The sequence below is a fragment of the Nitrosomonas sp. genome, from assembly GCF_040256045.1.
In the GTDB taxonomy this organism is placed as follows: domain Bacteria; phylum Pseudomonadota; class Gammaproteobacteria; order Burkholderiales; family Nitrosomonadaceae; genus Nitrosomonas.
Genome location: NZ_JBDZWD010000003.1, coordinates 31,895 through 46,808, shown reverse-complemented (window position 1 = coordinate 46,808; position 14,914 = coordinate 31,895). Strand labels below are relative to the sequence as shown.

At 47.8% G+C, this 14,914-nt stretch carries 13 protein-coding genes; 6 read left to right on the top strand and 7 right to left on the bottom strand.

What is annotated here, in order from left to right:
• Positions 1-85: 85 nt before the first annotated feature.
• The 3 genes from ABUL11_RS01170 (at position 86) to fba (ending at position 4,047) form a co-directional block, all read left to right on the top strand.
• Positions 86-1,264: a phosphoglycerate kinase gene (locus ABUL11_RS01170; RefSeq protein WP_350282033.1), complete on the top strand. Its 1,179-nt coding sequence runs from the start codon at positions 86-88 to the stop codon at positions 1,262-1,264.
• A 34-nt stretch (positions 1,265-1,298) separates the two neighbouring features.
• A complete protein-coding gene (pyk, locus tag ABUL11_RS01165) occupies positions 1,299-2,789 on the top strand; it encodes a pyruvate kinase (protein WP_350282032.1) in 1,491 nt (496 codons plus the stop codon).
• Positions 2,790-2,982: 193 nt separating this feature from the next.
• Positions 2,983-4,047 (top strand): class II fructose-bisphosphate aldolase, encoded by a 1,065-nt coding sequence (gene fba, locus ABUL11_RS01160; RefSeq protein WP_350282031.1) that lies wholly within the window; start codon positions 2,983-2,985, stop codon positions 4,045-4,047.
• Between the two features lie 88 nt (positions 4,048-4,135).
• Here the strand turns inward: fba and ppk1 are convergent, their stop codons facing one another.
• The 5 genes from ppk1 to ABUL11_RS01135 form a co-directional block, all read right to left on the bottom strand.
• A complete protein-coding gene (gene ppk1 / locus ABUL11_RS01155) occupies positions 4,136-6,241 on the bottom strand; it encodes a polyphosphate kinase 1 (RefSeq protein WP_350282072.1) in 2,106 nt (701 codons plus the stop codon).
• An 89-nt stretch (positions 6,242-6,330) separates the two neighbouring features.
• Complete coding sequence (locus ABUL11_RS01150) at positions 6,331-6,603, bottom strand: oxidative damage protection protein (RefSeq protein WP_350282030.1); 273 nt, start codon at positions 6,601-6,603, stop codon at positions 6,331-6,333.
• Positions 6,604-6,744: 141 nt separating this feature from the next.
• Positions 6,745-7,275 carry a GNAT family N-acetyltransferase gene (locus ABUL11_RS01145; RefSeq protein ID WP_350282029.1) on the bottom strand — a complete coding sequence of 177 codons (531 nt, stop codon included), beginning with the start codon at positions 7,273-7,275 and terminating at the stop codon, positions 6,745-6,747.
• 19 nt (positions 7,276-7,294) lie between these two features.
• Positions 7,295-7,801, bottom strand: a complete 507-nt coding sequence (locus tag ABUL11_RS01140; RefSeq protein WP_350282028.1) for a hypothetical protein — start codon at positions 7,799-7,801, stop codon at positions 7,295-7,297.
• Between the two features lie 252 nt (positions 7,802-8,053).
• Entirely contained in the window at positions 8,054-8,851 is a 798-nt protein-coding gene (locus ABUL11_RS01135) for a S24 family peptidase (protein WP_350282027.1), read from the bottom strand.
• A 952-nt stretch (positions 8,852-9,803) separates the two neighbouring features.
• Between ABUL11_RS01135 and ABUL11_RS01130 the strand changes: the two genes are divergently transcribed.
• The 3 genes from ABUL11_RS01130 (at position 9,804) to ABUL11_RS01120 (ending at position 13,405) form a co-directional block, all read left to right on the top strand.
• Positions 9,804-11,081 carry a helix-turn-helix transcriptional regulator gene (locus ABUL11_RS01130; RefSeq protein WP_350282026.1) on the top strand — a complete coding sequence of 426 codons (1,278 nt, stop codon included), beginning with the start codon at positions 9,804-9,806 and terminating at the stop codon, positions 11,079-11,081.
• Positions 11,082-11,333: 252 nt separating this feature from the next.
• On the top strand, positions 11,334-12,074 hold the full coding sequence (locus tag ABUL11_RS01125; RefSeq protein WP_350282025.1) for a bacterial transcriptional activator domain-containing protein: 741 nt from the start codon (positions 11,334-11,336) through the stop codon (positions 12,072-12,074).
• Positions 12,075-12,268: 194 nt separating this feature from the next.
• Positions 12,269-13,405: a damage-control phosphatase ARMT1 family protein gene (locus ABUL11_RS01120; protein ID WP_350282024.1), complete on the top strand. Its 1,137-nt coding sequence runs from the start codon at positions 12,269-12,271 to the stop codon at positions 13,403-13,405.
• Between the two features lie 6 nt (positions 13,406-13,411).
• On the opposite strand, the gene ABUL11_RS01115 is transcribed toward ABUL11_RS01120, so the two are convergent.
• Positions 13,412-13,915 carry a hypothetical protein gene (locus ABUL11_RS01115; protein ID WP_350282023.1) on the bottom strand — a complete coding sequence of 168 codons (504 nt, stop codon included), beginning with the start codon at positions 13,913-13,915 and terminating at the stop codon, positions 13,412-13,414.
• A gap of 80 nt (positions 13,916-13,995) precedes the next feature.
• Entirely contained in the window at positions 13,996-14,892 is an 897-nt protein-coding gene (gene flgL, locus ABUL11_RS01110) for a flagellar hook-associated protein FlgL (protein WP_350282022.1), read from the bottom strand.
• Positions 14,893-14,914: the final 22 nt, after the last annotated feature.

Below are 14,914 nucleotides of genomic sequence, written 5' to 3'. Positions count from 1 at the left end.
ATTGTTCCCGCAATTTTTGGCTGAGCATCAGAGCGCCCCTTTCTCCCATAGTTTAAAGCCTGTAACCAGCTAATTTGGAGTCAACGTGTCCGTTATTAAACTTGTCGATCTCGATCTGAAGAACAAACGCGTCTTCATCCGCGCTGATCTGAATGTCCCTGTAAAAGATGGAAAGGTGACATCAGATGCGCGCATTACTGCCTCGATGGCAACGATCAACCACTGCCTGAAACAAAGCGCAAAAGTCATGGTGACCTCTCATCTCGGACGTCCGGAAGAAGGTGTGTGGACAGAAGAAAACTCTCTCCAGCCGGTTGCAGATGATATTGCCCGGAGACTGGGAAAGCCTGTCCGGTTGATCAGAGACTGGGTAGACGGTGGATTCGAAGTTGCGCCTGGAGAGTTGGTAGTTCTGGAAAATTGCCGGATCAATAAGGGCGAAAAAAAGAACCTCGAAGAAACCGCAAAAAAATATGCCGATTTGTGTGATGTATTCGTCATGGATGCTTTTGGCACAGCACATCGCGCAGAGGCTTCGACACACGGTATCGCCAAATATGCACCAGTTGCCTGTGCAGGTATTTTGCTTACCGAAGAACTCGATGCGCTGACAAAAGCCCTGCATAAACCTGCACATCCGCTAGTGGCAATCGTAGGCGGATCAAAAGTTTCCACCAAACTGACCGTGCTGGAATCGCTTGCTGAAAAAGTTGATCAGCTCGTAGTCGGCGGAGGAATCGCCAATACTTTCCTCAAGGCTGCAGGAAACAATATTGGAAAATCTCTGTGCGAAGACGAACTGGTACCTGTTGCAAAATCCCTGATGGACAAAATGAATAAGCGTAATGCAACGATTCCCATCGCGGTAGATGTCGTCGTCGGGAAAAAATTCGCTGCAGATGAACCTGCAGTTCTAAAATCGGCCAACACTGTTTCTGATGACGACATGATCTTTGATATCGGGCCTAAAAGTGCCCAGGAATTGGTCGATATCATCATGAAAGCCGGCACAGTAGTGTGGAATGGCCCGGTCGGTGTATTCGAATTCGACCAATTTGGAGAAGGAACACGTGCCATAGCCAAGGCAATTGCTGAAACAGATGCCTTTACTCTGGCGGGAGGGGGTGACACAATCGCTGCCATTCAAAAGTACGATATTTACGATAAGGTTTCCTATATATCCACTGCCGGCGGAGCATTCCTGGAGTTCCTGGAAGGAAAGAAATTACCTGCTGTCGAGATTCTGGAATTACGTGCGAAGTGAGGTCTGAGAAGATTTTCTTCCGGAAATTCCAGAAATGATGAGAAGAACAAAAATTGTAGCAACGCTAGGACCGGCTTCCAGTGATTCTGAAGTGCTGAGACGGATGCTTGAGGCAGGTGTCGATGTCATCCGTATTAATTTCTCACACGGAACAAAAGATGAGCATATTACTTCCGTGGAACTGGTCCGTTCGCTCGCCCGTTCGCTCGGTCGTACAGTCGGTGTACTGGCTGATTTGCAAGGGCCAAAAATTCGTATCGGTAAATTTGAGCAGGGGAAAATTCGACTCAGAACCGGGGATGAGTTCATACTCGATGCAGAATGTCAGCTGGGAAACCAGGAACGGGTCGGACTGGACTATCGGGAGCTACCCAATGATGTCGAAGCAGGCGCCACGCTCTTATTAGATGATGGGCGTATCGTTCTGACTGTGGCCAAAGTCAGAGAGAGTGAAATCTTTTGTGAAGTTGTGCAGGGTGGAATTCTTTCCAATAATAAGGGTATTAACCGGAAAGGTGGCGGGCTGAGTGCACCTGCACTCACTGCGAAAGATTTACTGGATATCAAGACTTCCGCGGTCCTTCGAGCAGATTATCTCGCAGTATCCTTCCCTCGCTCCGGTGACGATATCAGACGTGCACGCGCGTTGATGCAGGAAGCTCAGGGGCATAGTTTGCTCATGGCGAAAATCGAGCGCTCGGAAGCCATTCTGGCACTGGATGATATTCTGGAAGCCTCTGATGCCATCATGGTAGCCCGTGGAGATCTGGCAGTCGAAGTAGGAGATGCCGCCGTTCCCGCCTTGCAAAAACGCATGATACGATCTGCCCGTGAAGCAAATAAGCTGGTGATTACCGCTACGCAGATGATGGAATCCATGATTTCCAACCCTATTCCAACACGTGCAGAAGTATCAGATGTTGCCAATGCCGTACTGGACGGTACTGATGCAGTGATGCTGTCCGCCGAATCGGCCGCGGGGCAGTACCCGGTTGAAGCCGTCGAAGCCATGGCCAGAGTTTGCCTCGAAGCAGAAAAGGAATATATACCTAGTTTGAGAGCCCGTCGTTCCCCGGATACACAATCTGTCAGTATCGAAGATGCCATCGCACGCGCTACCATGTACGCCGCCGGTTCACTCAATATCCAGGCAATTGCAGCATTGACACAAAGTGGTGTAACAGCGTTATTCATGTCTCGCAGAAGTTCGAAAGCACCGATCTTTGCACTCAGCCCGCAAGAGGATACCTTGGGTAAAGTCACCCTTTTCCGGGGTGTTTACCCCATAGAATTCGGACAAGGGCTGTGTGACCCAGAAATTATCCTCAGCATGGCTGAAGATGAATTGCTCAAACGCGGTGCGGTACGAGACGAAGATTTGATAATCATGACGATTGGTGAACCGGTTGGTAAAGCTGGCGGGACAAACACCATGAAGATCATCAGAGTAGGCAGTTCTAAAAAAGCTGCACAAGCAGTAAGAGAAGAGGTTCAACAATCTTTCTCTGATCCGCAGAATCTGTAAAAATAAACAGTATCACTGCCAGGCAGTGCCAGACTGGTAATGAAAATAATTTATACTCAGCAGGTTTATAATTTTGATTCAGGCGTATCGTCATTTTACTGTTACCTGCTGCTGAATGATTTTATTTCAGAAAATATAAAGCTTTAGTTTCGTCAGGAAATCAATACATTCATTTTATTTAAAGGAGACTTCAATGGCACTCGTATCTTTACGTCAGTTACTGGATCATGCAGCTGAAAACGAGTATGGACTTCCGGCTTTCAACGTCAATAATCTGGAGCAAATTCATGCAATTATGCAAGCCGCTGATGAATGCGACAGCCCGGTGATCATGCAAGGTTCAGCTGGTGCGCGCAAGTACGCCGGAGAAGCATTCCTGCGTCATCTGATTGCTGCTGCCGTCGAAGCTTACCCGCATATTCCCGTGGTCATGCATCAGGATCACGGTGCTTCACCTGCTGTATGTATCAATGCCATTCGCAGCGGCTTTTCCAGCGTAATGATGGATGGATCGCTCGAAGAAGATGGAAAAACCCCTTCATCATACGAATATAATGTCGATGTCACTTCCAAAGTAGTTGCAATGGCACATGCCGTAGGGGTTTCCGTGGAAGGTGAACTGGGCTGCCTGGGATCGCTGGAATCAGGCCAGGGCGAAGCTGAAGATGGCCATGGTGCCGAGGGGCAGTTGTCACATGATCAATTGCTGACCGACCCCGAGCAGGCAGCCGATTTCGTCAAGAAAACGGGTGTGGATGCCTTGGCAATTGCAATCGGAACCTCTCATGGTGCGTATAAGTTCACTCGTAAACCCACAGGCGATATTCTCGCTATCCAGCGAGTCAAGGAAATTCATGAGCGTATCCCCAATACTCATCTGGTTATGCACGGATCCAGCTCCGTTCCCCAGGAATGGCTGGAAATCATCCGTGAATATGGCGGAGATATGAAAGAAACCTATGGAGTGCCGGTAGAAGAAATCCAGCAGGGCATCAAATATGGCGTGCGCAAGGTCAACATCGATACGGATATCCGTCTGGCAATGACAGGAGCGATCCGACGCCATCTGGTAAAAAACAAAAGCGAGTTCGATCCGCGCAAATTTCTGAAAGACGCTACCGCAGCTGCCAAGGATATCTGTAAAGCCCGTTTCGAAGCTTTCGGATCCGCTGGCCAGGCTGGCAAGATCAAACCGATCTCACTGGAAACCATGGCAAACCGTTACCTGAGTGGTGAACTGAAAGCCATCATCAAGTAATCCAAAGAAACCTTTCCACACCCCCGCAGACTTCCGGGAAAGCAATCAACCGGAACTGCGGGGTATTTTTTTATCTGATTCCATGCAATCATTCGACAGTGTCTTGTTTTACCGCTGCAAGCTTCTCGAGTAAAACTTCCTGGGCACTGAATCTGTTGTTCTTCCTGGCAGATTTTCGTTTGTAGTGGCCATCGCCATTCATCTCCCAAGCCTGTACGTTATCACGCAGATAAGGCTTCAATCCCTCCAGGATTACCCGTTTCTTCAACCTCGGATCGAGTACCGGAAAACAAATCTCAACGCGACGAAAAAAATTCCGGTACATCCAGTCAGCACTTGCGAGATAGACGTTATGCTGCTTTGCATTGAGAAAATAGAAAATGCGGGTATGCTCCAGAAATCGCCCGACAATGGAACGCACATGGATATTCTCCGATAACCCCGGCACACCAGGACGCAGTGCACAAGCACCCCGCACAATTAAATCAATTTTCACACCTGCACTGGAAGCTGCATAAAGTGCCTGAATGACAGACGGTTCCAGTAACGCATTCATTTTGGCGATGATGGCAGCAGGCTCTCCTGCGTTAGCATGCTTTATTTCCTGTTGAATGCTGTTCAGTATCTGCCCATGCAAACTGAATGGTGATTGCCAGAGGTGCTTCAGCTTGCTTGCTTTGCCCAATCCAGTAAGCTGTAAAAATACCTCACTGACATCAGTACAGATTTCCTCATGGCAGGTCAACAAGCCGAAATCAGTATAAACACGGGCTGTACCAGGGTGATAATTGCCTGTACCCAGATGAACATAGCGCTTCAACTGTCCCGCTTCACGCCGTACTATCATCGCCATTTTGCAATGTGTTTTATGGCCAAATACCCCGTAAATGACGTGAGCGCCCACCTCTTCCAGTTGTTTTGCCCAGTTGATATTAGCTTCTTCATCGAACCGAGCCAGCAACTCTACTACTACCGTAACTTCCTTACCCAGCCTGGCCGCTGCCACGAGCGACTCCATCAGCGTTGAGTCCGAACCGGTACGATAAACAGTCTGCTTGACAGCAATCACATCCGAATCCAAATAAGCTTGCTGAATGAATTCAACGACCGGTTGAAACGACTGATAAGGATGGTGCAGGAATATGTCGCCCTTACTGATCAGCTCGAAAATGTTATGTGCTTTCTTTTTCTCTGAAAAAAAAGGCAAGCCGGGAATGAATCGCGGAAATTTAAGATCAGGCCGATCGATCAGGTCAAAAACCTGTATCAGCCGTACCAGATTGACTGGACCGTTTACCTGGAACAAATCTTCATTTCCAAGAGAAAACTGCCCCAGTAAAAATTCCACCATCTGTTGCGAGCAACTATCTGCCACCTCGAGCCTGACCGCATTCCCCAAATGACGCTGCGATAATTCGCCCTGCAATGCGATACGGAGATTCTTTATTTCTTCTTCGTCAACGAATAAATCACTGTTACGGGTGACACGGAACTGGTAACAACCCACCACCTGCATACCTGTAAAAAGTTCACCCACATGAGCATGGATAATGGACGACAGAAATATGAAACTATAGGGACTGCCACTGATTTCTTTCGGCAGCCGTATGACACGCGGTAAAATACGCGGCGCCTGAACGATTGCAACACCCGAATTACGGCCAAAAGCATCTTTTCCTTCCAACGCGACCGCAAAATTCAGGCTTTTATTCAATATACGCGGGAAAGGATGGAAAGGATCCAAACCAATGGGTGTAAGCATCGGCATCAGCTCGCGAAAGAAAAAATCCCTGATCCATTCGCGCTGACTATCATTCCAGGAATCGCGCCGCAGGAAACAGATGCCCTGTTCCATAAGCGCAGGAAGAATATTGTCATTGAGCAGTTGATATTGCCGGGAAACCAGCTCACGCACCTGCTCGGATACCCGTTCGAATGCCTGGCCCGGCGCTAGGCCATCCGCACCGGAACTGGGAGCATCCAGCTTGATTTGTTCTTTCAGCCCGGCAACACGCACTTCAAAAAATTCATCGAGGTTACTGCTGACGATACAGATAAAACGCAGGCGCTCCAGCAGAGGCGTTTCCTCATTCTCCGCCTGCGCCAATACCCGGCGGTTAAATTCAATCTGGCTGAGTTCACGGTTCAGAAATTGTTTGGCAGCGGGCATATCCAGCTTGATTACCGGTGCCATACCTGGTTCATTATTTATCACAAGGTCACTGCTCAAAATTTCTGGAATACAAAAATCAGGCCGCTATCGCCCGGATTATCCGACTTGATTTACTTATCGGGAGGAATGTAGCCTGCCGGCTGATCAGCACCTTCCCCAAAGAAATAGGCTTCCATCTGGCTGGCAAGATACTTGCGTGCTTTGATATCCGCCAGATTCAACCGCATCTCGTTGACCAGCATAGTTTGGTGTTTGATCCACTGGCCCCAGGCTTCCTTGGAAACATTATCAAAAATCCGTTTCCCCAGCTCTCCCGGGTAGGGGGGGAAATCCAGCCCTTCTGCTTCATGCCCAAGCCTGATGCATTTCACACTTCTAACCATATTATTAATTTATTTAAGATTTATTACACACCCGCTTTTATGAAATGCGGATACCGTGTCGGCAGGGATAAAGAGTTTATAACATTTCTTCAGACAGGAAAATTAGGAAAGCTGGCAGCAATTTGGACTCGCTCCAGAATGTCACAATGTTAATCCCATGATATAGTCATCGCATTCCTGCCCACCCATGTTGAATTTGCGATATCCCAACTTCTGGAAACCCATCCGGGTATAAAAACCGATTGCGGCATCGTTACGAACATACACCCCGAGTAACAAACGTTCTGCTTTGCAGGCACGTGCCTCAGCAATGGCTTCCTTCAGCAGCCTTCTGCCCAGACCCTCTCCCTGAAATCTGCTGAAAACGTAAATACGTTTCAACTCGATATCCCGAAGTGAAATATCCACTACTGGCAATTCAGCCTGCGATACGACCATGTAACCAATAGGGGCATTATCCGGGCTGACTTCAGCGAGCCAGAGCTTATAACGGCTGTCGACCAGCCAGCTTCGGTAACATTCAACAGAATGGGCGCCGGCACAATGGACCAGAATGTTTGATCCCGCGAGAACACCTGCGAAGGATTCTAGAAACGTTGCCTGACCGATAAGCGCAAGTGCTTCTTCATCGCCTGATAAACAAACCCGTACTCGGATTTCAGAATCCATCATCAGCACTTTTCTATAAAAATTATTCGGTATCGGTGGAAAAGCGGGGAAGAATACTGCCCGCTTTCCGGTATTCCGGCCGTATCAGACTGTGATCCCGCAATGCCGGGACAATCTGGTGTTCATCGGTACGGAATGGCTCCACTACAGGCCGCAACCCTGCCTGCCAGGCTTCCATAGAATCATCCACCACAGATGCTCTTTGCCCGAACACCGGTCTGGGCGGTTGCCTTCTCCCGCGCTGTTTATACCTCCGGTATTGGTACAGTTCCACGCAACTGACAAAAGGAAAACAGGGATATGTCCACTGCATATCCGGATAGACCAGAATCGGTTGAACAGAAAAATAAGAATGAGGAAAATACCGCAAACCACTACTGATACGAAACTCCGAGGGCTGGAATTGCGATATCCGGCTGATTTCCGATTCACCGAAGCATGAGCCGGAAAGAATCATCCCCGGAACGAGTACTGACACCAGCCCGTATCTGAATTCCGGCAGCCGCCACATGCAAAACCGTCCATTCACGACATATCCTCCTCAACAACTGATCTGAATCCCCATTCATACCGGCCGGAACTGAAATATTATCCGGCAGTATACGATTTCCTGAACATGAAGGTCTATTCTATACGTCAGATCGATACTGGAACCCGCCGGGCATGGATCACTGATAAATATATGGGATTACAGTAAGAATCCATGCTCGAACCCATATGTATTAGAATGTACTATAAAATCATGAAATGGCTGTCTGGGAGGTGATCGGTTTAAAAATTGCTACAAATCAAATTTTCCAAACTTGAACGGTAGGATCTTTCCGAATACGTTGAATGCCGCGGCTTCTTCCTTACTATACGTTTCTATACCAAAATTGTGGCTGTTATCGCTCCTGATCTCTATCGAGCCATCCAGTTTGAGCCGGATACGTTTTATCCGTAACACTTCATCCTGCCGGATCGCATAAATTGCATCATCCACAAATCGATTGCAGGCAGTATCCACCAGCACCTGATCACCATGCTGCAAAGTGGGTTTCATTCCATCTCCCTGCACATCGATGATTTTGATACGCTGCGGATTCAATCCGGCATATCGTCTCCAATCAGCCGGATTGACAGCAATGCTGATGATCATTTGGTCATCAGGAATCACCTCGGCAACCTCACCTGGCGCATCACGTAGCTCTGTGTGAGCTACATAAATAACCTCCGGACTCTCCAAACCAATATGATTTCTAGCGATGGATTCCTCATATTTCCCGCTTCTGCCAACCGGTTGCCTTGCCTGATACCCTCCGGGCTGAGCAGTGCTCTCAGGTGAAATTCCTGCCTCAGCGAAGAAATCCGGATTTCTGCTCAGAAACCGGTGAATTTCAGACAGAATATTCTCGGGTGGAAGAAATTCTGTTTTCTTGCCACGTGGTCCCCCTTTACCAGGAACTTCCCTGGATAACCATTTTTCACGTTTTGCCCGTTCCCTGCACTGACGTGATGAAACGGGAATCCGTGTAACGAGATGCCGGGACAACTTTGCCAGCTCGTCGGCCGAAAACCACAACCTGATGTTCGGATTCACGAGAAACGGACCAAAATAATCAACTCACAAATCCTCGGAACATATCAATTTTTATCATTTATAATCATATACATACACAATAAACTTGAAAAATAATGAGATTTCCCAAAGAACCTCTTGACAAGTAGAGATAAATATCCGAACATTGCGGCATACAAAAAGGTGTGGCGTTATCAAATTTATAAATATGTAAAAGAAATCATCCTTTAGAAGCTTGGATTACTGTCGTCACGACCAATATCCGGCAACGTTTCAAGTACCTATGGCATGGTTTTTATTTGCATATATAAGTAATTGTGACCGGATCGATAACGCGGCTGGCGACCGACTCAGCAGAAAGCCCGGTATATTTTAAGAGGCAGCACAATATCTATATATGAATATCCATAGCCAATGCCCGGTTGCAATATTTTCCAGTTTCTCGGATCTACAGCAGCAACAGCCGCTCTGCTCATGTAATAGAGCAAGAGCGAACAGCAGTTACAGCTTACCAAGCTGACTGCTTCAGTTTAAAAATTGACCTTATATTTATTTACACCCTATCTAAAAATAGACTCTCATACGCCACGTGATCAGGGAGGCCTGTCATAACCAGGCAAATATATGATTGTGCTATCGATCCCTTGCCAGGCCAGACTCATACAATAATAACCATAAAGCTACGGCTTCCACAAATACTGACAGAAAGGATGATCGCTTATAGTCTGGTGTAGTAGCCATCAAGGTATCCAAAGGAAACACTGACACCTGATCGACTACCATTTGATCACTCATCGAATAGAGAACCCGACTTAACAATTACTCGAGATAGCAAAGGAATCCTCCTGATTTAACTATGAATATGGTTCGTTATGAGCATGAGATGGAATATTCATCATATTTACTCCGCTTTGATCGCCAGAGCATTTTATAGTGTTGCCATACTTTGGTAGCAGAAAAAGGCGACTATCCCATGAGAGTTATTCGAACCAGCCCTAATCAAGCCGACTGGATATCAATAATTGAAGCAGGTTATAACCTGGAAGGGAATGATTCTCAATGGTTGAGGCGGGTACTGGATCAGGCGGCTCCACTTCTTGGTCGTGGCACTAATCCCCTTGGCTGGACCTTTCACTGTACCCCCACTACTTTTAACCTCGGTAGCTTTTCGGAGGGCACCCCTAAAGCATTGACCTATCTCGCCCGTATGTCTCATACCCTGGCAACGGAAAAATCACTTGATCTCACCTATCGGACTGGTACCGTCATTGCAACGGCGAGCGAACTCGTATTTCCCCGGCTCCCTGACATGCACAAGATGTTCAAGAATCTCTTGAAGAGCCGCATGCGAGACCTGTTGGTGATTAATTGCCAATCCGGGGTAGGCAGTGGCGCATCAATAGGCGTTTTGCTCAAAGAAACTTCGAAAGCAACCGATCAGGAAAAGCGACGCTGGCCGCAAATTGCAGCACACCTCGGGGCAGCCATGCGCCTGCGTAGCATCGCTGCGGCGTTATCACTGGAAAATTCCACAATCGAAGCTGTCCTGGAATCTGATGGGGATGTTTACGATGCCCGGGGCCCTGCAAAAGATAGAGATGCGAGAGCAACATTGCGTGCAATCGTGCGACGTATCGAGCATTCCCGGACCAGAGAGGGGCGTGAAAACGTAGACGAGGCGCTTGCCAACTGGGAAGGCCTGGTCAGCGGCAGGTGGTCCCTGGTCGACTACTTCGACAGTGATCAGCGTCGTTTTATCGTCGCAATCAAGAATGACCCCGCCTATCCTGATCCTCGAGGGCTGACCCCACGCGAGCGACAGGTTGCAGAGTACGTTGGCCTGGGACGTTCTTCAAAAGAAATCGCCTATACGTTAGGGCTTTCCGAAAGCGCCATCACTAATTGCACTGCTCGTGTGCAGGATAAACTGGGAATGGCTTCCAGAACTGAACTGGTCTCCTTCTTTGCCCCTAATGGATTCAGACGCAAACTTGCCGAGAAATCCATCTCCGATGAAAGATTCCTTATCGCTTCCTCCTCTCTTATCAATACGAAGGATTTTGAGAATCTGTCAGAGGCTGAACGTGAAATCACAGTCCTCATGATTGCCGGATCGACTAATGCAGATATTGCTGAAAAACGCGGTGTGAGTGAATACACCATTGCTAATCAGGTGCAATCTATTTTCAGAAAATTGTGCGTCCGCTCACGTGGTGAGCTTGTAGTAAAGCTGCAGAAACCCGGCAAATAGCCTGGGATATAACAAAAGTTATTTTACTCATATGTGTGGAATTAACTATTGATGCTGCTTGTTTGCCGCAATAAGCTTGGTGGGTATTTATACCAGCCAGCTGCAAGATAATGAATCATAAATAATAACCATAAAATAAAGTTGCAACCTCCATAAATATTGGCGGTTCAACTTCTATTTTAAAAATAAGGTGAAGATGGGAGGTCTTCCATGTTTCCTGGTAATTACCTCTTTGGCCACTGAAAAGTGTCCATGGGCGTGCAAATCCACAGTTTTGGTCCGCTGACGGTAGAAATAGCGGGAAAATCAGTCATGCAATCCGGCAAAAACCAGAGAAAAATACTGGAATTACTGGCAACAATCATCGCACTGGGCGGCCGCAATGTTAATGGCAATCTGCTCAAAGAGATTTTATGGCCCGATGCGGAAGGTGATTTGGCTGACCTTTCTCTGGGAACATCTTTACACCGGCTGCGCAAACTCATTGGCAAAGAGGCCGTGCTATTGAACACTGGTATGGTTTCATTGAACGATGGCTGTTGCTGGCTGGATTTATGGATATTCGAAACAATTTCCTGCAAACTGGAACATGTACTGAAATGTGGCGACCAGCCTGTCGTGACAGAACTGACCGATCAACTGATGATGCTCTATCGCGGCACTTTTCTGAAAAATTACGACTCCGGCTGGATCCTCTTAAAACAGGAGCAGTTACTCGACAGGCTGATCCGCCTGTTCAATCTTTCAGCAGATTTTTATGAACAGCACGGTGACAACGAGCGTACCAGCCAGTTACTCAGCAAAGTACTGGAACTGAAGCCGCTGTCGGAAGCCAGTTACCGCCGAATGATGCAACATTACATCAAACTTGGCTGGCCAGACCAAGCGCTGCATATTTACCGTCAATGTCAACGAATCCTGTGCGAAGGATTCAATATCCCGCTTTCCGGTGAAATCCACCTGCTTGCCAGACAATTGCAGGCAGAAGCATAACCTGAGTGGATGTCTTTGCCTGAAAATCCATATCCGGATATCAATTTAAATTTGTAACCCGATTACAGAAATCAGTATTCAGTCATGAAATATCAGCTCCTCATAACAGCCGACATCCTGATCGGGCCAACTTTCGCCTCGCCACTCTATTTTGTGCAATTCTGACGCCTATCCATAAACACAATCATGTAACCATGCAATACCATCAACCTCCCTGGATTCCCGTCCATCTGACAACCGGAGAACCCGATTCTTTCGCAGCATTCACACTGGAAGAACGGTTGCCAGCCATTCTGGATAATCTGGCAAACTACGCTGACGCTCGTACAGACCAGGCTCTGCAACAACTGGCAGCAGAAATACGGGAAGGAGAAATCACACCGCTCCCTCCGGTAATTTTTGGCCCGCTTGATCAGGTAATCAAACCATATACCGGGCGGCACTGGGCAGATATGCCATTTCTGACAGTCGAGCTTTATTTTTATGCCCGTATCCTGTTGGCCTTCGGATATACGGCCACTACATCAGTCGATCCTTTCCGACCGCTCAAAGACACTGTCAGCCTGCAGGCCATCGAATCTCTCACTCCCATAACCGATTACTGTGATCCCGATCGCGATATTACCGGATTGCTTCGCTGGTCGATGACAGGGAATACCGCCGATCTCAGTCAGCAGGTAATCACTGATGCCAGTCAGATTTCACTACTTGTAGATGAAAGCAATGCAGCACAGAGGTTGCTTACTTCCGGAATGCACCGGATTGATTTTGTATTTGATAATGCCGGAATAGATGTACTGGCAGATCTGCTGCTGATTCGCAGGATTAGCAAATATTGTTCCCACATCATTGCGCACGTCAGGCCTTACCCGATATTTGTTTCGGATGTCACTATGACTGATCTGGAATATTTAATCGCGGAATTGACGACTTCATCGATTCCAATGTCACGCCGACTGGGAAAAGATATCACGCAATTGTTACATCAGAATCGGCTGATTTTGCGTACCAGCCCAGCCCTTGGGCTGCCTGTCTGCTTTTGTGAAGATAAAACACTTACTCGCGAAACTTTTGAAAATACAGAACTGGTAATCTTCAAGGGAGATCTGAATTATCGCTATTTCGCCGGTGACCGTCGCTGGCCGCATACCATGGAAAAACGATATTTTTTCGAACGATTCAGCCGGCCAGCCATATGCCTGCGCACACTGAAATCAGAAGTGCTGGTCGGCTTGCCGGCTGACGTCGCCACCAGAACTCTCCACCTGCAGCCCGACTGGCTTACCAGTGGTCGTCATGGAATCATTCAGGTTTTTACTGGCAATCCATAGAAATATCTAAGCTGGCAAAATCACCATCGCGACCAGTAGCCATGAAAAGAACATGATGACTGCCGTGGTTATTATTTTGAACCACCATATGCCGGATTTGAGACAATCATAACCGGAAAGGCGATCAAAGGCAGGTTCCCCACTCGCCAATTTAGACTGAATCAGAAAATCGGTTGTACTATTTCCGGCGACCAGCTTTATGGCCTCGTTTTGCATACGTTGATAACGATTACGTTCCGTCACGAGGCTATTATAGTTCTCTTTACTAAAGACAAAAGCATACAGCACCCAGAGCAGCAGGTAGAAAAACCCTATCATAACGAGTATGTCAGCGGGCATCACAACTGTGACAATTTGCTTCAATTTATCCGCGTTAGCCAGACTCGCTATGACAACACTGGCGGCAAATGTCCAGATACTCAACGTAATCCGCCATTCGACTGTCTGCAACACCTCTACACGTTTAAGGTGAAGCTCCGCCAGTCTCAAATATAGATCTTCCCGATTCACATTATCTCCCGCGATGCATCAATTGCTGCCAGTTTACCTGATATGCCGGAAACCTACTGAAACAGGGTGATTGACAAAAATCAAATAAGATTGAACAACGACAAACCGGATACACGGGTAAAGGTTTTCTGTGCAGCTTCGAGCAGTGCCTGCTGGCGTACCATATCGGATATGGCTTGTGCAAAATCCAGATCCTGCAGACGTGAAAGTGATTGCTGGTACTGAATCGCCGTATCCTCACCGATCTGCTGCAGCGCATCGATCTCCTGCAGCCGTGATCCAACCGCAGCGCGTTTAGTCAGCACATTATCCAGCGCGGAATCAAGCTCTTGCAGAGCCGCACTCACTGCACCATCTGGCATACCACCGGATGTTTCCAGTGCACCAATAAAACCATCAATGGTTTGAAACATATTTGAACCATCTGGCCCAAAAACGGCTTCCCCTGTTTCACTCACCGGCAACTGACGGGAGCTGGAAACCTGTATCAGCCGCTGGCCCTGATCCCCCTTGTATTCCACGCCATTAGCCGTTTGTTCGAACGGCCGGGTGTTTCCCTGAAAACCGGAGAACAGATAATTGCCCTGCTCATCCCTGGTGTTCGCTAGTCCCAGTAATTCATCGAAATGACCACGCAGTTCGATCGCCATCATCTGCCGTTCACTGTCGGAAAATGCCGGATTACCGGCAGCCACCGCCATGGTGCGCACACTCTGGATCAGATTGGAAACACCGCCGAGCGTGCTGTCGACTTGCTGGAGACTGTCAGCCGCCCGGTAACGATTGTCAGTATATTGCGTGTTCAACGAAATCGACTGCGCCAGTTCATGAGCACGTGCCGCGCCGATCGGATCATCCGAAGGCGTCATAATACGTTTACCGGATGAAAGCTGCTGCTGCAATCTGAACATTCCATCCTGCTGCTGCAGCATGGATCTGACGCCCTGGTCATACAATGTGCTGGTACTTACGCGCATGATAAATTCCTTTTTTTGTCAA

Coding starts and splice junctions, on each gene's coding strand:
- pyk (WP_350282032.1), top strand. CDS start 1,299: ATGATGAGAAGAACAAAAATTGTAGCAACGCTAGGACCGGCTTCCAGT.
- fba (WP_350282031.1), top strand. CDS start 2,983: ATGGCACTCGTATCTTTACGTCAGTTACTGGATCATGCAGCTGAAAAC.
- ppk1 (WP_350282072.1), bottom strand. CDS start 6,241: ATGGCACCGGTAATCAAGCTGGATATGCCCGCTGCCAAACAATTTCTG.
- ABUL11_RS01150 (WP_350282030.1), bottom strand. CDS start 6,603: ATGGTTAGAAGTGTGAAATGCATCAGGCTTGGGCATGAAGCAGAAGGG.
- ABUL11_RS01145 (WP_350282029.1), bottom strand. CDS start 7,275: ATGATGGATTCTGAAATCCGAGTACGGGTTTGTTTATCAGGCGATGAA.
- ABUL11_RS01130 (WP_350282026.1), top strand. CDS start 9,804: ATGAGAGTTATTCGAACCAGCCCTAATCAAGCCGACTGGATATCAATA.
- ABUL11_RS01125 (WP_350282025.1), top strand. CDS start 11,334: ATGGGCGTGCAAATCCACAGTTTTGGTCCGCTGACGGTAGAAATAGCG.
- ABUL11_RS01120 (WP_350282024.1), top strand. CDS start 12,269: ATGCAATACCATCAACCTCCCTGGATTCCCGTCCATCTGACAACCGGA.
- flgL (WP_350282022.1), bottom strand. CDS start 14,892: ATGCGCGTAAGTACCAGCACATTGTATGACCAGGGCGTCAGATCCATG.